Annotated in this window: 18 protein-coding genes; 13 read left to right on the top strand and 5 right to left on the bottom strand. The window is 41.8% G+C overall.

Translation table 11 applies throughout. The features are described from left to right. Nucleotides 1–28: 28 nt before the first annotated feature. The gene (locus tag C6347_RS12920) at nt 29–232 is read right to left on the bottom strand and encodes a hypothetical protein (RefSeq protein WP_060595455.1); all 204 of its coding nucleotides are present in this window, start codon (nt 230–232) and stop codon (nt 29–31) included. A gap of 113 nt (nt 233–345) precedes the next feature. Between C6347_RS12920 and C6347_RS12925 the strand changes: the two genes are divergently transcribed. Further along, nucleotides 346–885: a ribonuclease FAU-1 family protein gene (locus C6347_RS12925; RefSeq protein ID WP_106037053.1), complete on the top strand. Its 540-nt coding sequence runs from the start codon at nt 346–348 to the stop codon at nt 883–885. Nucleotides 886–925: 40 nt separating this feature from the next. Here C6347_RS12925 and C6347_RS12930 read toward each other — a convergent pair whose 3' ends face one another. Continuing rightward, complete coding sequence (locus tag C6347_RS12930; RefSeq protein ID WP_106039366.1) at nt 926–2,557, bottom strand: S8 family peptidase; 1,632 nt, start codon at nt 2,555–2,557, stop codon at nt 926–928. A gap of 168 nt (nt 2,558–2,725) precedes the next feature. On the opposite strand from C6347_RS12930, the gene C6347_RS12935 reads away from it, so the two are divergent. The 4 genes from C6347_RS12935 (at nt 2,726) to C6347_RS12950 (ending at nt 7,195) form a co-directional block, all read left to right on the top strand. Then, nucleotides 2,726–4,207, top strand: coding sequence for an amidase (locus tag C6347_RS12935; protein ID WP_181185466.1), 1,482 nt, complete (start codon nt 2,726–2,728; stop codon nt 4,205–4,207). Between the two features lie 37 nt (nt 4,208–4,244). After that, complete coding sequence (locus tag C6347_RS12940) at nt 4,245–4,808, top strand: TetR/AcrR family transcriptional regulator (protein WP_034664477.1); 564 nt, start codon at nt 4,245–4,247, stop codon at nt 4,806–4,808. Between the two features lie 80 nt (nt 4,809–4,888). Continuing rightward, the gene (locus tag C6347_RS12945; RefSeq protein ID WP_060595457.1) at nt 4,889–5,911 is read left to right on the top strand and encodes a quercetin 2,3-dioxygenase; all 1,023 of its coding nucleotides are present in this window, start codon (nt 4,889–4,891) and stop codon (nt 5,909–5,911) included. A 150-nt stretch (nt 5,912–6,061) separates the two neighbouring features. Continuing rightward, the gene (locus C6347_RS12950; RefSeq protein WP_106037056.1) at nt 6,062–7,195 is read left to right on the top strand and encodes a zinc-dependent alcohol dehydrogenase; all 1,134 of its coding nucleotides are present in this window, start codon (nt 6,062–6,064) and stop codon (nt 7,193–7,195) included. A 192-nt stretch (nt 7,196–7,387) separates the two neighbouring features. Here the strand turns inward: C6347_RS12950 and C6347_RS12955 are convergent, their stop codons facing one another. Further along, nucleotides 7,388–7,825: a MarR family winged helix-turn-helix transcriptional regulator gene (locus C6347_RS12955; RefSeq protein ID WP_060595459.1), complete on the bottom strand. Its 438-nt coding sequence runs from the start codon at nt 7,823–7,825 to the stop codon at nt 7,388–7,390. A gap of 262 nt (nt 7,826–8,087) precedes the next feature. Here C6347_RS12955 and C6347_RS12960 point away from each other — a divergent pair, with 262 nt between their 5' ends. The 6 genes from C6347_RS12960 (at nt 8,088) to C6347_RS12985 (ending at nt 13,603) form a co-directional block, all read left to right on the top strand. After that, entirely contained in the window at nt 8,088–9,596 is a 1,509-nt protein-coding gene (locus C6347_RS12960; RefSeq protein ID WP_060595460.1) for a class I adenylate-forming enzyme family protein, read from the top strand. Nucleotides 9,597–9,662: 66 nt separating this feature from the next. Further along, nucleotides 9,663–11,045, top strand: a complete 1,383-nt coding sequence (locus tag C6347_RS12965) for an amino acid permease (RefSeq protein WP_060595461.1) — start codon at nt 9,663–9,665, stop codon at nt 11,043–11,045. A 99-nt stretch (nt 11,046–11,144) separates the two neighbouring features. After that, a complete protein-coding gene (locus C6347_RS12970) occupies nt 11,145–11,510 on the top strand; it encodes a VOC family protein (RefSeq protein WP_058015219.1) in 366 nt (121 codons plus the stop codon). Between the two features lie 158 nt (nt 11,511–11,668). Further along, nucleotides 11,669–12,037 (top strand): hypothetical protein, encoded by a 369-nt coding sequence (locus tag C6347_RS12975; protein ID WP_106071722.1) that lies wholly within the window; start codon nt 11,669–11,671, stop codon nt 12,035–12,037. A 123-nt stretch (nt 12,038–12,160) separates the two neighbouring features. Further along, nucleotides 12,161–12,499 carry a DUF4288 domain-containing protein gene (locus C6347_RS12980; RefSeq protein WP_034664284.1) on the top strand — a complete coding sequence of 113 codons (339 nt, stop codon included), beginning with the start codon at nt 12,161–12,163 and terminating at the stop codon, nt 12,497–12,499. A 243-nt stretch (nt 12,500–12,742) separates the two neighbouring features. Next, entirely contained in the window at nt 12,743–13,603 is an 861-nt protein-coding gene (locus tag C6347_RS12985; protein WP_060595462.1) for an alpha/beta fold hydrolase, read from the top strand. 39 nt (nt 13,604–13,642) lie between these two features. Here C6347_RS12985 and C6347_RS12990 read toward each other — a convergent pair whose 3' ends face one another. Beyond that, entirely contained in the window at nt 13,643–15,058 is a 1,416-nt protein-coding gene (locus C6347_RS12990) for an alanine/glycine:cation symporter family protein (protein WP_060595463.1), read from the bottom strand. A gap of 31 nt (nt 15,059–15,089) precedes the next feature. Next, complete coding sequence (locus C6347_RS12995) at nt 15,090–16,070, bottom strand: glutaminase (protein WP_008342152.1); 981 nt, start codon at nt 16,068–16,070, stop codon at nt 15,090–15,092. Nucleotides 16,071–16,588: 518 nt separating this feature from the next. On the opposite strand from C6347_RS12995, the gene C6347_RS13000 reads away from it, so the two are divergent. Continuing rightward, nucleotides 16,589–17,875, top strand: a complete 1,287-nt coding sequence (locus C6347_RS13000) for an ATP-binding protein (RefSeq protein ID WP_106037057.1) — start codon at nt 16,589–16,591, stop codon at nt 17,873–17,875. Nucleotides 17,876–17,879: 4 nt separating this feature from the next. Next, nucleotides 17,880–18,821 (top strand): response regulator, encoded by a 942-nt coding sequence (locus C6347_RS13005; RefSeq protein WP_066031376.1) that lies wholly within the window; start codon nt 17,880–17,882, stop codon nt 18,819–18,821. The last annotated feature ends 36 nt before the right edge of the window (nt 18,822–18,857 follow it).

Raw genomic sequence — 18,857 nt, forward strand, 5'->3', positions numbered from 1 at the left:
TTCAGGGACAGCTCTTCCTTTTTTCAATTTATGCCCACAGTACAAGCGCCCAATATGATACCAACCACGAGATTAAACCGAACATAACAAAGAATTTTAACATGCGCTCATAAGGAGAAAGCTTTCGTTCTCTCTTCGTTTTCACCAGCCGCCAATAAAGGGCATAGCCGCAAAAAATGAGGATGATTTGTCCAAGCTGTGTAAGGTTTTCAAGAATCGTGATTCCGTTCATTTATTTCACCTCATCATAGGTCTTCCATAAGTAAATGCAGCAACCCTTTATTTCTTCAAAAAAAATCGGTGTATACTGGAAAGAGAGAAACTAGATGCAGAGGGAGTTGTGACATGTTGTTTTCGCTACATGCGGATCGTTGGGATGAAGTAATCGAGAGGAAAATCAAATACGATCAGAAGGTCGTGGAATATACTTGTCAGCTGTTAGACGCACAGGAGCAGCAGGCTGTGCTGTTTCACAAGATCGAAGACACGTTTACGATGAGGGCAGGTGATGGTGCTCTGACCATTCCAAAAGGGAGCTATACGACCGCTTATTATTGGAAGGATCGACCTTACAATATTTACTTCTGGAGGGATGATCAAGGGAAGGAACTTGGGTCTTATTTTAATATTGTGGGGAATACATGGTTCAACGGCCAGCTGGTCATATTTGAAGACCTCATTATTGATCTTCTCGTTCTGCCGAATGGTCATTTCTTTGTGTTGGATGAAGATGAATTGCCGGAGAGTTTAGCGGCTTTTGAACAAGGTTCAGTGCGCCAGGCATTAGAGGGTGTGATGGCTTCGTTAGAAAGCATACTCGATCAAGTGAGGGCAGATGCCGAAGGAAAATATCATCACAGCTTGTTTGAGCCGATGTTGAAATAGAAAAAACGATTCCTTTCAGGCGAGGAATCGTTTTTTTCTGTCAAACCTTGATACGGTTTAATCGTTTCTGTAAGTTGGTTTTCGTTTTGGAAGCTTTTAGCTGTTTGACAGCGGTTTGAGCCGCTGCTTTTGTTTTCTTTGTTCGTTTGGCTTCCGCTTTTTTGACCTTTTGTTTGGCGTCTGTCACTTTCTTTTGATAGGCGACCTGTTTTTTGACTTTGTCGAGCCGGTTTTGCAGGCTTGTTTTTTCTTTGCCTTTGTTTAGCTTTTTGATAGCCGTTTGGGCGCTTTTAATGGCCCCTTGTGTTTTGCTTTTTTCGGCTGTTTGAACCTTTGCACGTGCGGAACGGATATCAATGGTTCCTTGTACCTTTTTCACCCGTTCGGTGAGTGCTGTTTTTTGTTTACTTGCAGTGAGTCTGCCAATTCTCGTTTTGGCTTGATTGACATCTGCCTGCTTTTTAGATGTTTCGGCTGTTTTGACAGCGCTGGTCGCAGCCTTCAAAAAGCTTGATTGTGGTATATATTGCATGCGGCCATAGCCGAATTGTGGATCCCTTCCTTTTGCGCCAAGATCCACTGTATAGCTGCGCAATAAGGTGCGAAGCTGTACATTTGTTTTCTTCGGATGAAGCTGTTTCAACAGTGCCAGCATGCCTGTGACATGCGGTGCAGCTTGTGATGTACCTGTTGCATACCAATATTCATTCTTTAAATAAGTGCTAATGACGTTCTGGCCAGGGGCAGAAAATTCAATGCCTTTCCCTGTATTTGAGAGAGACGCGAGTTTGTCTTTGTCCGTCGTTGCAGAAACGGCAATGACGCTATTGTACGCGGCAGGGTAGCTAATATAATTCTTCTTCCCATCATTCCCGCTTGCAGCGACCACAAGCAGTCCTTTTTTGTATGCCGCATCCACTGCTGAATGCAAGATGGGGATATTGTCTTCAAAACTTAGGCTTAAATTCATAATATCCATCTTGTTGTTAATGGCCCAATCGATTCCTCGAAGCAGGCTGTACAAGTCGCCTTCTCCCTTTTTATCTAACACTTTTACAGCATACAGCTTCGCACCAGAAGCGACGCCGACTGTGCCATAATCGTTATTGAGCGCACCAATCGTGCCTGCGACATGTGTGCCATGCCCTTGATCATCTTTATAGGAAGTTGTGTACTTCACAAATGATTTCCCGCCGGATATCTTTAAATCCTCATGTGGAGAAATACCAGTATCTAAAACAGCTACCTTCACATTTTTCCCCGTGACGCCTTCTTTTATCGCTTGCTTTACATTCAGCTTTTGCAAGTTGTAAGATTGTTGAACCAAAAAATTCTGACCCGTAGCGGCAGCGGTTTTTTTCATAGTAGAAGAAGCGAGTTTAACCTTTATGTTTTTTGAGACATAAGCGATGTTTGGATCTTTTTTGAGTGAGGTGACCGCTTGTTCATCTGCTGTCACAGCGACAGCGGGAAGATGTATGTACTGAGCGTTCACTTTTTCACTTTCTTCAATAGCCGTTTGCTTTCCTTTTTGGTTTTTATAGACGATGATGACATCTGTTTCTTTTGGCGGTGCAGCTGCCTGCGAATGGTAAGGCAAGGCAGTTGTCAACGCAAGAAGAAACGCGATGACTACGACGATTTTCTTTTTCAAGGCGATAGCCCCTTGCATACGATGACCTCCGTCTTTTTTTCTCTATTATATCGGAGAAATGAGAAGGATGGTTAGAAGAATCATATTGTTTGTCAGAAAGTTTTTTTATAAGTAACCTGAAATTGAAATTCATACAAATCTAGTAGACAATAGAGAGATCATAATAAGAGAAAGTAGGACATGCTGATGAACGTAAAAGAGTATATGACGTATGATGCGACTGGCTTGGCAGCACTTGTACGGAATAAGCAGGTAACGCCAGACGAGCTTGTACAGGCTGCATTTGCTAGATTGAATGAGGTCAATCCTGAACTAAATGCGGTGATTCAGACAAGACAAGATCAAGTATTAAAAGAAATCAAGACATTACATACGAATCAGCCGTTTGCGGGCGTTCCATTTGTACTGAAAAATATATCGCAAGGGATGGAAAATGAACCGCTGACAGCAGGTGCTGCATTGTTAAAGGATGTAAAGGCAAAAACGGACTCCCACTTTGTCCATCGATTGAAGCAGGCTGGATTTCTCATGATGGGGCATACAAACACACCAGAATTCGGTTTAAGGAATGTAACAGAACCTTCTTTACATGGTCCAACGAGGAACCCTTGGCATCCTGACTATTCCCCTGGCGGTTCAAGCGGCGGGACGGCAGCAGCTGTTGCAAGCGGCATCGTACCGGCTGGTGGAGCAAGTGATGGCGGTGGGTCCATTCGGATTCCAGCATCCTTTACAGGTTTGTTCGGTCTCAAGCCAACGAGAGGAAGAACGCCGGTAGGACCAGGCGCAGGAAGGCAGTGGCAAGGGGCTTCCATTGATTTTACACTCACAAAAACAGTGCGGGACAGTGCAGCCCTTCTTGATCTGCTTCAAGTCATTCAGCCTGAAGCGGCTTTCCAAACGCCGTTATACGACGGCAGCTATCAAGAAGATCTAGTGAAACGTACATCTTCTATGCGAATTGCTTACAGTATAGAATCTCCAGTAGGTACGAAGGTTAGTGAGGAAGCGAAGCAGGCGGTTCAGCAAACAGTGAAATGGCTGAGTGACCAAGGGCACCAAGTAGAAGAAGCGAAGCCGGCAATTGACGGGATCCATCTGATGCAGCAATACTACGTCATGAATAGCGGAGAAATGTCTGCATTATTCACGTCCTTGGCTCGTTCATTAGGACGTCCAGTCAATCCGGAGGAAACGGACATCGTCGCATGGGTGCTGGCGGAGGCTGGCAAGAATGTGACCGCTGCTGCTTATACAGAAAGTCTTGATGCGTGGGATATGGCGGCTGCACAAATGGCATCATTTCATCAAACGTACGATCTTTTTGTGACACCAGCTACTGCCTATTCAGCTCCAAAGATTGGTGAGCTGATGCATTCGAAAGAGGAAATCACTGAACTTTTACGTGTGTCATCCCTCTCAATGCAAGCGCAGCAGGATCTCATTTATGACATGTTCTTAAAGAGTCTGACCTACACACCATTTACACAGCTTGCCAACTTAACGGGTCAGCCTTCTATGAGTGTTCCTGTTCATCTCACTGAAGCGGGCATGCCTTTAGGGGTACAGGTGACAGCACCAAAGGGAAAAGAGGACTGGCTGCTTCGGCTTGCAGCAGAAATGGAGACATCCTCGATTTGGAAAGGAACAAATCAAATCATACGTTGAAACGACATTTGTCTATGGAGGGAAAGGAGTGTCACACGTGAGTACGAAGGACAGAATCATTCAAACGGCTGCACTTCTTTTACGAAAACAGGGGTATCATGCGACAGGATTGAATCAAATTATTAGAGAGAGCGGCACGCCTAAAGGATCTCTTTATTATTACTTTCCAAACGGAAAAGAAGAGCTAGCCATAGCAGCCGTTGAATATATTAGTCAAAAGGTCATCGATCGAATTGAAGAAAGTTTTGCCTATTCGGATGACCCTTATATCGCCATCGACCGTTTTATGACAAACATCATTCGGGGATTTATGGAGCAAGAAAGTGAAAGAGGGATTCCGATTGTCTTGCTGGCGGCAGAATCCAAGCCAGAACATACGCAGCTTCATGCTGCATGCAAACAAGAAATGATCCGCTGGCAAGAGCTTGTGAAAGAAAAGCTAATGAACAGCGGATATGAAGAAAACAAAGCTGATGAGCTGGCTTCTCTCCTTCATTCAATGGTGATTGGGGGTCTATCGATGACCACAGCACTCAAACAAACGACCCCGTTAGAACACGTAAAGTGTTACCTTAGACACTTATTTATGCGAGAAGAGTAAAATCTCTCGCATATTGTCTATCTATTATATCAATTGGTCTATATAATAAAGATAGTCAATTAGTCATGAGGAGTGATGGGATGTCGGAGCAACCGCAATCGATTAAGCAATCCGAGGATACCTATTTTTATACCGTGTCTGGATCAGGGAAGCTGTATGGGCTGGAAAATCAGCTTGTTCATGTACTGGCAGAAGCAAATCAAACGAATCAGCTGTTTGAGCTTGTCTTAATCACAGGTGGGAAAGGAGCTTATTTTCCACTTCATTGTCATGAGCACTTATTTGAAACCATTTTCATGCTGGAAGGAAAGCTTGAAGTGATACTGGACGGTAAAAAATATATGGTCACAGCCTTCGATTATATTCATATCCCGCCTAAAACGATTCATGGCTACAGAATGCATAGTCACAAAACAAGGTTTATTTCATATACGTTGGGCGGACAAATGACAGATGTCTATCAGCAAATTGGGAAGAGGCTTCAGCAGAACGAATGGCTGATGACTGATCATGCTTTCGATGCAGCCAGCTTTGAACAAGCTGAAAAAGAAAGCGATCTCATATTGATGCATGGTATCCGGCAGCTATCAAATACAACCAAGCCCTCCGTTTTATTTCATAGTCAGCTCCCTCAGGCGGTGCAGCCCTATGTATTAGAGGCTGGTGAAGGGAAGCAATATATCGTGGATGGTCAGCTTCATGAGCTGATCGCAACAACAGAAACAACTGGAGGCGGGTTCAGCCATTTTGTGATTGAAGGCGCGAAGGGAAAGTATTTTCCTCCGCATTATCATCAAGTACATACAGAAGCACTCTATTGCGTTGAAGGAAAAATGAACCTTCAATTGAACGGAGAGGATATTTGCCTGATGCCGGGTGATTTTGCCTATATACCGCCGGATACGATTCATTCTTATGAATTCGTTTCCCATTCTAATAAATTTTTGCTTTTACTGCTCCCTGGAAAGATTGAGCAGTTGTATGAGCAGTTTGAAGAATCACAAAGCCCGAGTATATGTCCTTATTTTATTCAAGAAGGGAACTTGATGATCGATCGAGAGACTTCCTCTCAATATGATTTGGTTTTTGTCGAAAAAGGATAAATATGTAACGCGTTACACATGATTGAATAAGCGCCTGTCGAACCCATCGACGGGCTTTTTTGTTTTTCAAATATTCCTGATCTGATGCATGAACCATCCATTCCAGGTGAAGCTATGTACAGATGATTTTCGCTAAAGGAGGAAATGCATGTGAGAGCTGTTACTTATCAAGGAAAAAATAGTATTGCAGTGAAGAAAGTAGATGCGCCATCTATTCAAGATCGGGAAGATGTGATCATACGAATTACATCAACAGCAATTTGTGGATCTGATTTACATTTGTATCAGGGGAACTTCCCGCTTCCAATCGGCTATGTGATTGGGCATGAGCCAATGGGGATTGTGGAGGAAGTTGGACCGGATGTCACGGTAGTAAAAAAGGGAGATCGTGTCGTTATTCCATTTACCGTTGCATGTGGTCAATGCCAATATTGTCATCATCATTTAGAAAGTCAATGCGACAACTCAAACCCGCACTACGATTCGGGTGGGCTTTTTGGATATAGTGAGAAATATGGGAATTATCCTGGAGGACAGGCAGAGTATTTACGCGTGCCTTTTGGAAATTACACCCCGTTTAAGATCCCAGATGATTGTGAGCTGGAGGATGAACAATTGCTGTTCTTATCGGATGTTCTTCCAACTGCCTATTGGAGCGTGGAGCACGCAGGTGTGAAAAAAGGTGATACGGTCATTGTGTTAGGCTGTGGACCTGTTGGGTTAATGGCGCAGCAATTTGCATGGCAAAAAGGGGCAGAACGTGTGATTGCGGTCGATTACATTGATTACCGTCTGCGACATGCAAAACGGATGAGCGGCGTAGAAGTATTTGATTTTACAGAAGATCCCGACATGGGAGAAACGTTAAAGGAGCTCACCAAGGGTGGAGCCGATGTTGTGATCGATTGTGTGGGAATGGACGGGAAGAAGTCACCGCTTGAAAAAATTGAGCAGAAACTCAAGCTGCAAGGCGGAACGATCGGACCCATTCAAATTGCCACAAAAGCCGTCCGCAAATGTGGAACGGTGCAGATGACGGGTGTGTACGGCGGACTATACAATATGTTCCCATTAGGTGCCTTTTTCGCAAGAAACGTCACCCTGAAAATGGGACAGGCTCCGGCGAGAGGCTACATGTCAAAGCTCTATCAAAAAGTGACAACTGGTGAAATTGATCCTAGAGCGATCATCACACATCAATTGCCATTAGATGATGCCGCTCATGCGTATCACATATTTAACGAAAAACAGGATGATTGTATAAAGGTCATCTTAAAGCCATAAAAAGAAGGCCCTCAGCATGTAGACAAACCCTCGCATTGGGTGTCAGTCCTGCGTGCCGGTGCTTACGAATGTAAATTCGCTCCGCTCCGGTACTCGTCCTTCCTAGGGCTGCAAAGGTTTTCTATCACGCTGAAAAGAAGACAAAGGGCATTTTAGCCCTTTGTCAAAAAATCTAAAGGCTTAGGAGTATTCCTAAGCCTTTAATGTGTGCTCGTCCATCATTTTTTCGATTAATTCAAAAAATGTTTTTTTATCTTCTTCTGAAAGATGGTTGAACAGCTGATTGACAAGCAGCTGGCGGTTATCAATCATTTGTTTTGCGATTTGTTCACCTGATTCAGAGAGTGTAATCCATACAGTACGGCGGTCATTATTATTTCGAGAGCGGATAATCAGCCCTTCATCTTCTAAGTGATTGAGAGCGGTTGTTGTTGCAGAGGGAGATAATGAAACTTCCTGCAGAATATTTTTCACAGTACATGATTGATGGCGATAAATGATGCGTAAAATAAACCCTTTCACATTCGTGACGTTTTTCGGGATGTTCTCTTCATCTATTTGCTTCGTCGCCTTTAAATACTTTGTCAGCGCATGGTCTAATAAACTTGCCTCTAGCTCGAAATGTTGCATTCTCCATACCTCTTTTCCTATTGCGTTCGCATTTTCCGATCAATTACTAGGTCTATCTTATCATAATAGTTATCATCATTTAAACCAAAATGGAAGACGGCTATAAAATTACCTATATTATCAATTAATATAAAGAACAATTCCAAAATGAAATGATTTTACTTTCAGCTGGTTTTATTTTAGAATGTGAATGAGATAAAATCTGCCAACCCCATTCACTGGAAATTGGCTATTGTAAATCAAACGTTTGGAGATGAAGATATTGAATACTTTACAGGCATTACTTAACGACAGAATGGAACGCTCTTCACAAATTGAAGCGGTAACTGGCGGGGGTGTGTCTTATACATTTGAAGAATATGCAAAACGCATTGACCAGCTCGCTCATTACTTATATCAAAAGGGGATTCGAAAAGGAGACCGCGTTTGCTTTATTTGTCAAAACCATCATCACTTTTCAACGATTATGCTGGCAGCCATCAAAGCAGGTGCAGTCGCAGTTCCGCTTAGCTGGCAGCTTACTTCTTTTGAGCTGGAAGGTATTTTGAAAAAAGCAGAGCCAAAGGCTTTATTTTTTGACCGTGAATTCCGTGACATCATTGCGGCAGTGAATGTGTCTTTAGAAGATTGTCTGATGGTGGAATCCGGTGCCAATGCGAAAACAACCCAGCTGTTTGAAGACATTTTGGCTTCAAATGATGGAAGTCATCTTGCTGATGAGGTATCAGAAGAGGATTTAGCGATGATTTTATTCACTTCTGGAACAACGGGCAATCCAAAGGGCTGTATGGTCGGGCATGGACGAATTTATCAATTTTTAACAAGACATGGGAATCGAGGATTTGATCTGAAAGGAAAACGGTACTTGGCGAGTCATCCGCTGTATCATATGAGTTCAATTAATCATCTGATCGCAGCTGCGATTGAAGGGTATACGCTTGTCTTCTTACATGATGCAACACCGAAACGCATTTTAGAAACGATTGAGAAAGAAAGAATTACGTTCATGATGGCTTTCCCATCAGCTTACACGTACATGCTAGAAGAAATGAAACGCGGTTCGTACGATCTCTCATCTTTTGAAATTGCGATTTCTGGCGGTACGAAGGTGCCGGTACGCTTAATTAAAGATTACAAAGAAGCAGGCATTCAGATGATGCATGGCTATGGAAGTACGGAAGCATGGATTGTCAGTGCGTGGCATCCAGCGATGGGTGAGGATAAAATGGGCTCTGCCGGTAAAGTGGATGCGGATGTAGATGTGAAAATCGTGCATCCTGAGACAGAGGAGACATTGCCAGCAGGAGAAATTGGCGAAGTCGTCATGAGAAGTCCATTTTATTTCCTAGGCTACTATCATCAGCCTGACGCTACTGAGAAGGTGCTGAAAGATGGCTGGTTCCATATGGGGGATGCAGGCTATCTAGATAAAGACGGTTTTCTTTTCATCACAGGCAGATACAAAGATGTGATTCTGTACGGCGGGGATAATATCTATCCTGACCAAGTAGAAGAGATTATTGAACAAATTCCAGGTGTGATTGAGTCAGCTGTCATCGGGGTACCGGACGAATTATATGGGGAAGTGCCAAGTGCGTATATCGTAAAAGACGAATCCTCCGATTTCTCCGAAGAAGATGTGGTGAACTATTGCCAGGAACGTTTGGCAGATTACAAAGTGCCCTCCATTCATTTCACACAGGAGCTGCCAAAAAACAAGCTTGGTAAAATCATGAAGAAAGATTTACGTGAATTGGTTGTGAATGCGTAGTACCTATTCTGCTATAATGAAATTTGAATGATTTTTTGTTTTTCTAACGTTTTGGAGGGAAAGGGTTTGCGACATATTCTTCGTAAGAAACACATTCACGATTTGTTAGAACAGAGCAGGCAGCAAAAGGTAAAGAGAACGCTGGGCGGGCTCGATCTCACGCTCCTTGGTATAGGGGCAGTGATCGGCACGGGGGTCATGGTGTTAACCGGAATTACAGCGGCTAAGGATGCAGGACCGGCTGTCATTTTCTCCTTTGCCATTGCAGCGATTGTGTGCAGTTTGGCAGCACTTTGCTATGCAGAAATGGCTTCAGCGCTGCCTGTATTCGGCAGTGCATACATTTATTCATATACAACGATGGGTGAGCTTGTCGGGCATCTAATGGGATGGACTTTATTGTCCGTTTATATGCTGACTGCTTCAGCTGTCGCCAGTGGCTGGTCGAGTTATTTCAACAGCTTGCTTGAGGGGTTTGGCATTTCGATTCCCCATCAATTTTTAGCGGGGCCAGAACAAGGCGGATATATGAATCTGCCAGCCATTATCATTGCCTTACTGATTGCGTGGATCTTATCTAGAGGAACGAAGGAAAGTAAAAAATTCAATAATATCATGGTGTTTGTGAAACTCGGTATTATTGTTCTTTTCATTGTAGTAGGCGGGTTTTATGTACAGCCATCCAATTGGCAGCCGTTCATGCCATTTGGTGCAGAAGGCGTCATTGCCGGTGCTGCTGCTGTATTTTTTGCCTTTTTAGGATTTGATGCGATTTCTGCTTCTGCGGAAGAGGTGAAAAATCCGCAGCGGAATCTGCCAATTGGCATTATTGGCTCATTACTCATTTGCACGATCATTTACATTGTCGTTTGTTTGATCATGACAGGTATGGTGCACTATACAAAACTGAATGTCACAGAGGCTATGTCCTATGTGCTGCAAAGTGTACATCAAAATAGCGTAGCCGGTATTATTTCTGTCGGTGCGGTCATTGGATTGATGGCTGTGATTTTCGCCAATAATTATGCAGCAACTCGAATTGCCTATGCGATGGGCCGAGACGGTCTTTTGCCTAAAGTGTTTTCGAAAACAAACAAAAGCGATACGCCTGTTGCAAGCATATGGATGATTGGCGGCATGACAGCTGTTATTTCAGGGTTTATTGATTTAAAGGACTTGTCGAATTTAGCGAATATCGGTGCTTTATTGACGTTTGCAATGGTGAGTTTATCTGTGCTCATTTTGAGAAAGACACATCAGCAGCTTGAGAGGGGATTCCGGGTTCCATTTGTGCCGGTCTTGCCGATTATCTCAATGGGCTGCTGCTTGTTCCTTATGCTCAACTTACCAGGCCGGACGTGGCTTTACTTTGGTGTTTGGCTGTTAATCGGTGTCGTCATGTACGCAGCGTATTCAAACAAACATAGTGAATTAGCGAAAGCTTCATGAGAAAAAGGTGCAAATCCGTTGACGATTTGTGCCTTTTTTCATACGATTTGGGATAAGCTATAAAAGAGAAGATGGACGGACAAGAGGAGGATGAAGGGTATGATTAGCGTTAGTCCTTATATTGTGGTAGACGATGTGAAGGAATCTCTTCAATATTATCAAGGAATTTTTGGCGGAGATATTCATATTTTAAATGAACATCAAGACCGTGTGCTGCATGCGGAACTTCACCTTGGAGAATCATTGCTTCACTTTTCAGATACGTTTGGCCGCACACCAAAGCCCGAACATCTCAGATTGATTATGCAGTTTGACAATGAAGAAGAACTAAAGGCAGTATATGAAGCGCTAGAAGCTGATGGAGATGTACTGGTCGAATTACAGGATACGTTCTTTGGCGCACTTCACGGACAAGTACAGGACCGCAAAAATGGGTTGATCTGGGTGCTGAATTATATGAAATAGATGAAGACAAAGAGCTAAATAAAGATCATGCAATGATATAAAAATAAAAAATGATTGTGGACACAGCAACCTCAAAAAACTATTCCCTTATATTTACCTTAAATCTATTGAATATCCAATTCAATTGAATTTCTAATAAACTATAAGGAGTATTGGACTTGATCAAAAAAATAATTTCCACACTACTAGCACTATCTGTATTTACTTTTGTTTTACAAGCACCAGCAAAGGCAACAGAAAACGAAAATATTGTGATTAACCCAAATGATTTAGTTTCCTCTGAAGGAGAAATAAATCATGATCAACTTGCAGAAACAAAATTTGCAATTCCGATTTCTTTCTTCTTTATTCCAGGATTAGGACAAGTCGCAGTATTAGCAACTGGGGCTGTCATTGTAGGTGGTATGATATTTTCTTCAAACTCTTGGGAAGCTCAAGTTGTTAAACATCACAAAATGACAGCAAATGAATTCATCTCAAAAAACAGAAAAGGAAAAATAAGAGGTGAATTTCAACAGAATATCTAAATAAAAACCATTGATCAAATTAATAAAGATGCAAAAAAGGGTATCAAAAAAGCAAGAACAGCTAAAAAACTTTTAACTGATAACAGATTTAAAAAGAAAAAATAATTAAAAGGTGATAAATCTATGTATGATCTCTTTTCAGCAAAATTATTGTTTGAATCCATACCGTCTCCCAAAGTTAGACCTGATAAGATATTTGAAGAAAGAATCGTATTAATCAAAGCAAAAGATCAAGATGAAGTTAAAAAAATTATAGAAAAAAGTTTTCCAGAAGAAACATTTGGAAATGGGGATTACGGACAAACAACAAAAAAATTAGTAGCAATCCTAGATATATTTGAACTTGTAGACAATTTAGAAGAAGAACCACTTCACTTAAGTGAAGTGTATTGTCGTTATCTTTCATTTGATGAAGAAATATCTCCAAAAGAAGCAATAGAAAAATATTCTCTAGATAAATAAAAATCGTAAAAAAAGCAGACTGATTAGAGTCTGCTTTTTTAGTTATTTAGTCATTTAGCACAAATACATATCTTCTCTGTTTCTTTCGCAATAAGGCACCAATTCGCTGTTCAAGGATCCTTGGTCAAAATTCTAAGACCTTCACTATTGTGAAGGTTTTTTTGGGAGTGTTTTTATTTTCTGAAAAATGGAAAATATGCTATGTTGGAAGAATAAAAGAACAAGGAGAAGGGTGGCAAAGGGATGGAGCAAATTGAATTTCAATCGATCCAAACAAATGGTGTAACACTTCACACAGCAATGGCTGGACCTGAGAATGGCCCGCTGCTTGTACTGCTGCACGGGTTTCCTGAGTTCTGGTACGGCTGGAAGAACCAAATCATGCCCCTCGCTGAGGCAGGCTATCGTGTCGTCGTTCCTGATCAAAGGGGCTACCATCTAAGTGATAAGCCAGAAGGAATCGAATCCTACGTATTAGATCAACTGAGAGATGATATCGTAGGGCTGATTAAGACGCTTAGTCCGAATCAAAAGGCGATTGTGGGTGGTCATGATTGGGGCGGAGCAGTTGCTTGGCATTTGGCATCCACACGTTCTCAATATGTAGAGAAATTAATCATTGTCAACATGCCGCATCCGCGGGTCATGATGAAGGTTCTTCCGTTTTATCCCCCGCAGTGGAAGAAAAGCTCCTATATCGCTTTCTTTCAGCTTCCGAATGTGCCAGAGGCAGCACTTCAAGAAAATCACTACCAACGGCTGGATGAAGCCATTGGGCTGTCTGCACGACCACACCTATTTACAAAAGAAGATGTATCAAGATATAAGCTGGCTTGGACGCAGCCAGGTGCCATGACCTCAATGCTGAATTGGTACCGCGCCATCAAAAAAGGCGGCTTTGAAAAGCCGATATCTAAACGCATTTTAGTACCTGTTCGCATGATCTGGGGGATGGAGGACAAGTTTTTAAGCAGAAAGCTGGCGAAGGAATCGATGAAGATTTGCCCAAATGGTCAGCTGATTTTTGTCGATGATGCATCTCATTGGATCAATCATGAAAAGCCAGAAGTGGTGAACAAACTCATACTCGAATTTTTGAACTAAAGAAAAAAGCTCTGGTCAGACGACCAGAGCTTTTGTGATTTATCCGATATGATTCTTTTTCAACGAAGCAGGTTCGTCGTCCCAGCATTCAATGTTCTCATTGTTTGGAACGGCATTTTTATAAAAGACTGGATCTTTCCCCTCTTTTTTCTGCCGTGAATAATCCTTTAATGCTGCAAAGGCGACTTTAGACAGCATGGTAATGGCAATGAGGTTGACGATGACCATTAACCCCATAAACAGGTCGGCAAGATTCCAAACAAAAGGAACACTTGCTACAGCACCGAATAAAACCATGACAATTACCGCAATACGGTATCCAATCAACCATGCTTTGCTTGATTTAAGGAACTCAATGTTCGTTTCCCCATAGTAATAATTCCCGATCAGCGTACTAAACGCAAATAAGAAAACCATAATGGCAAGAACACCAGAAGCCCAAGGACCGATGTGTTCACTCAAAGATGCTTGAGTGAGCTCAATACCTGTTAATTTTGTCGTTTTATATGCACTTGAGAAAAGGACGATAAAGGCAGTACTTGTACAAATAATCAGGGTATCAATTAAGACACCAAATGCTTGAATCAGTCCTTGCTTCACAGGGTGGCTCGTCACGGCAGCTGCAGCAGCGTTTGGTGCGCTACCCATCCCTGCTTCGTTTGAGAATAGACCCCGTTTGATTCCTTCCATAATGACGGCACCCATCGTACCACCTGCAAACTGCTCAATACCGAATGCATGTGAAATAATAGTATGGACAACACCAGGCAGTTCAGTAATGTTTGTAATCATGACAAAAAGAGCAATACCAATATATGCGACAGCTAAGAAGACCACAATGTATTCTGCCATCTTGGCAATCGTTTTGACCCCGCCGAAAATGATGATACTAAATCCAATAGCCATAATGACGCCTACGACCAAACGATTTGTGCCAAATGAATTTTCAAAAGCAATGGTAATGGTGTTCGACTGTACAGCATTAAAGACAATACCGAAAGAAATGGTGATTAATACAGCAAACAAAATCCCCATCCAGCGTTTCTTTAAGCCTCTTTCAATATAGTAAGCGGGACCACCGCGAAAGCCTGATGCATCTTTTACTTTATACACTTGGGCAAGCGTACTTTCAACAAAGCTTGACGCGGAACCGATAATGGCTAGGATCCACATCCAAAAAATAGCGCCAGGACCACCCATGGCAATTGCGATCGCAATCCCAGTAATGTTCCCAGTTCCAACCCGAGCCGCCATACTAATAGCAAAGGCTTGGAATGGTGATACGCCAGATTTTTGTTTATTTGTTCCTTCTTTCAGAACGATCACCATTTCCTTAAGCATACGCACTTGAAGGAAACGAGACCTGAATGTGAAATAAAGGCCGACAAGAATTAATAGTGCAACAATAATATATGACCATAGAAAACCATTTGTTGTTGTTAATAAACCATTCATAACATCACCTCTTCTAATTCATCCTATTTCTTTAAAAAATACTGAGATCCCACTCTTTGGCGAGCTTTTTCAGCATCATGACACCGGTAATACTATTTCCACAATCGTCAATGGCGGGACCATAAATACCGATTCCACAGCCTGTCTGAAACGGGAATTCTCTTCTTGCGCTTGGCGGAACGCAAGCCATAATTCCTCCAGACACACCACTTTTGGCTGGTACGCCTACGAAAGCAGCAAAATTACCTGATGCATTATACATGCCGCATGTCAGCATCAATGCCTTTGTTAGTCTTGCGATATCTTTTGGGATGACTTGGACTTGTTTAAAGGGATGGTAGCCATCACTTGAAATAATTAGTCCAATCAAGGCGATGTCCTCAGTTGTGACCTCGATGGAACATTGCTTTAAATACACTTCTAATGTGTCCTCGACATCTGATTCTAAGTAATTGGTTTCTTTTAAGTAATAAGCAAGAGCACGGTTGCGGTGCGCAGTTGCCCATTCTGATTGATAAACCTCTTCATTAACAGATGGACGCTTTCCTATTAAGTTTTCGATTAAATCGAAAATATATGCTAGCTTTTCTGTAGAAGTCTTTCCGGGAAGGATGGAGGATACGGTAATAGCTCCAGCATTAATCATTGGATTAAAGGGCTTCCCCGGTTTATGCATCTCAAGGCGGTAGATGGAATTAAATGCATCACCAGTTGGCTCTACATCTACCCGATCCAAGACGTAAGGAACGCCTCTTCCTAAACAGGCAGCTATAAAGCTGATGACTTTTGAGATACTTTGCAGGGTAAAGGGAACGTCCCAATCACCATATCGTACAGATGATCCATCTGGGCCTATCACGCTGATACCAAGTTGAGAGGAATTCACTTTTCCGAGTGCTGGAATGTAGCCAGCATTCTGCCCGTTTTTGTAATACGGACGTATTTCTTCTGCCCATTGATCAACAGAAGACTGGCATGCGTGTTGTGTATTATTAGAAATTGCTGTTTTCATACGATTCCTCCAATCAAAAATCAAAAAGTACCCTATTGAATTGGCGGATGACAAAAAATGCGATCAAATAGGCACGAAAACATGTTACACATCTTCAAAGAACTTGTCATGCGCTGCTTGTACCACTCCTTTACACCTAAATATATGTTCAATTGAAGGCTTTGGCGGCGAAAAAACAAAAAGGGTTTTTAGTGAAAATTCAGAAAACGCTTACATATAGTTTCACTAAAATTGTTCATTCAATTTATCTTGGAAACTACACAATCTGACGAAAATCTACAGAAAAACTTACAAATAAAAAATCGGTTTGTCGCTTATTGTCTAAACAATTCCCATTATTGTAGACAATCTCCAAAATGCTGAATAGCTGAAAGGTCACCATGCCGCCTCGGAGAATAGTCATAAAAAAGGATTTTGGGGAAAGAAGGAGCTGTGAAAATTATTTTTTTGCACATTGTGAAGAAAAGAGTCTCCTTGTATACTGTGGCTATGCAAAAAGGGGAAGGGATGTCAGTCATTTGAGTTTAAACCAGCTTGTCAAAAAAGACGCATTCATTTTAATTTTTATGGTGGTTATTGTGCCGCTTGCAGGAGAACTGAAGTTTTATCCTGTGAATGAGACGTTCCGGATCAGCTTTGGCGCACCTGCGTTTTTCTTTTGTTTATTACTCTTAAGGAAATCTAGACCGTTTTTGCCTGGGTTTTTAACAGGCGCAGCCATTGTGCTTTTTCGAGTAGGCTTAGATCTGATTCAGCATCATGCTGATCTCGCTGCATCATTTTATCAGCAATTCCCAAGTTTCTTCTTCTATTTTACATATGCTTTCCTGTTTTTTGCCGTCCGTACGGGACGTTTTAAACAGCGCTCTATTTTTATTGGCATCATTGGTCTCATGATTGAATTAGTGGCTGATTTTGTTGAGCTCTTTGTACAATTTTTAGTGTTTGATACGACGATGACGCTATCAAAGCTGAGTGATATGTTTCTCATTGCGTTTGCTCACAGCTTTGTCGTAATCAGCTTTTTTAATATGATGAAGCTATATGAGGCACAATCAAGAGAGAAGCAAATCATGAAACAAAATGAGCATATGATGATGGTCATTTCAAATTTATACGAAGAAACGGTTCATTTAAAGAAAACGTTAAAACATACAGAGCACATTACGCAAGAATCATACAGGCTTTATCGTCTCTTGCATGAACACGAAGCAGGCAAGAAAGTGAGTCAGGAGCTATTGAAGCTTGCAGGAGAAATCCATGAAGTGAAAAAGGATAATCAGCGTATATATGCTGGGCTTTCGAAGCTAATTTCTAAGGAAAATATGCAAGACTATATGAAGGCAGAAGAACTCGTTCAAATTGTACTCCGCATTCAAGAAAAGTATGCGCTCTCTCTAGGGAAAAACATCTCCTTTATATCTGATATAAGGGGCATTCATTTGCATGATTATCATGTGTTCATTTTTTTATCGCTCATTAATAATTTAATGGCAAATGCGGTTGAAGCCATAAAGGATACTGGAATGATCTCACTCGTATTGAAAGGAAGTCATGATAAAATAGAGATTCGGATTGAAGATGATGGCCCGGGGATTCCTGAAAAAATGAGAGAAATAGTATTTGATCCAGGCTATACTTCTAAATTTGATGCATATGGAACACCATCAACTGGGATTGGCTTATCCTATGTGAAAGAGCTGGTTAAAGAGCTTGGCGGTCAAATTAAAATCGAACAAAGAGAAACAAAGGGAACAGCTTTTCAGCTAATCCTTCCTATACAAAATTTAATACAGAGAGGGTGAGTGTATGCGATTTTTCATTGCAGATGATGATCGTGCAATACGCTCGATTTTAGGTCAAATCATTGAGGATGAAGATTTGGGAGAAGTCGTAGATGAAGCCGATGACGGAGTTGGATTAGAAGCCCATTCATTGAACCTAAAAAAAGTAGACATCCTTCTGATTGACCTTTTAATGCCTGCTAGAGACGGCATTCAAACGATTCGTCATATTCACCCTGAATTCAAAGGTAAAATCATGATGATTTCCCAAGTAGAGGCGAAAGAGATGATGGCAGAAGCCTATGAATTAGGGATCGAATATTATATTCATAAACCTGTCAATCGAATTGAGATCGTCAGTGTGATTCGAAAAGTCATGGAGCGTATTAAGCTGGAGAAATCGATATATGATATTCAAGCTTCCCTTCGCCATGTGCTGCCGTTAGAGCCTGTAATTTCTCATGATACGACGGGTGCTGGGGCGAAAAAAAGGACGATGAAAGAGGCAGGGGAATTTCTCTTATCCGAACTAGGAATTGTCGGAGAGAGCGGTTCTAAGGATTTACTAGAGATCCTGATCTACTTACATGAAACACAGTCAGCCAATTCTCATGAGGTCAATTTCCCGCCGCTAAAGCAGCTCTTTATCAAAACAGCGGAGAGGAAGCTGGATCATGGAGCAACCGATGTAGAAGTGATGAGGGAAGTGAAAGCGGCAGAGCAGCGGATTAGACGAGCTATTCACCATTCCTTGAATCATTTTGCTTCACTAGGATTAACAGATTTTTCGAATCCTAAATTTGAGCACTATGCGTCGAAGTTTTTTGACTTTACCGATGTCAGCCAAAGAATGAAAGAGATGCAGAAGACCTCTTCATCCGCAGGATCGACGGGCAGAGTCAATACGAAGAAGTTTGTTCAAATCTTTTATTTTGAAGCAAAGCAGTTATTTGAGGGAATGAGCTGAAGAAAATCTGTTGGAATGATTGGAGAAAATAAACAG

The organism is Bacillus sp. NMTD17, from assembly GCF_002998735.1.
In the GTDB taxonomy this organism is placed as follows: Bacteria; Bacillota; Bacilli; order Bacillales; family Bacillaceae; genus Bacillus.

Coding starts and splice junctions, on each gene's coding strand:
- C6347_RS12920 (WP_060595455.1), bottom strand. CDS start 232: ATGAACGGAATCACGATTCTTGAAAACCTTACACAGCTTGGACAAATC.
- C6347_RS12925 (WP_106037053.1), top strand. CDS start 346: ATGTTGTTTTCGCTACATGCGGATCGTTGGGATGAAGTAATCGAGAGG.
- C6347_RS12930 (WP_106039366.1), bottom strand. CDS start 2,557: ATGCAAGGGGCTATCGCCTTGAAAAAGAAAATCGTCGTAGTCATCGCG.
- C6347_RS12935 (WP_181185466.1), top strand. CDS start 2,726: ATGAACGTAAAAGAGTATATGACGTATGATGCGACTGGCTTGGCAGCA.
- C6347_RS12945 (WP_060595457.1), top strand. CDS start 4,889: ATGTCGGAGCAACCGCAATCGATTAAGCAATCCGAGGATACCTATTTT.
- C6347_RS12955 (WP_060595459.1), bottom strand. CDS start 7,825: ATGCAACATTTCGAGCTAGAGGCAAGTTTATTAGACCATGCGCTGACA.
- C6347_RS12970 (WP_058015219.1), top strand. CDS start 11,145: ATGATTAGCGTTAGTCCTTATATTGTGGTAGACGATGTGAAGGAATCT.
- C6347_RS12980 (WP_034664284.1), top strand. CDS start 12,161: ATGTATGATCTCTTTTCAGCAAAATTATTGTTTGAATCCATACCGTCT.
- C6347_RS12985 (WP_060595462.1), top strand. CDS start 12,743: ATGGAGCAAATTGAATTTCAATCGATCCAAACAAATGGTGTAACACTT.
- C6347_RS12990 (WP_060595463.1), bottom strand. CDS start 15,058: ATGAATGGTTTATTAACAACAACAAATGGTTTTCTATGGTCATATATT.
- C6347_RS12995 (WP_008342152.1), bottom strand. CDS start 16,070: ATGAAAACAGCAATTTCTAATAATACACAACACGCATGCCAGTCTTCT.
- C6347_RS13005 (WP_066031376.1), top strand. CDS start 17,880: ATGCGATTTTTCATTGCAGATGATGATCGTGCAATACGCTCGATTTTA.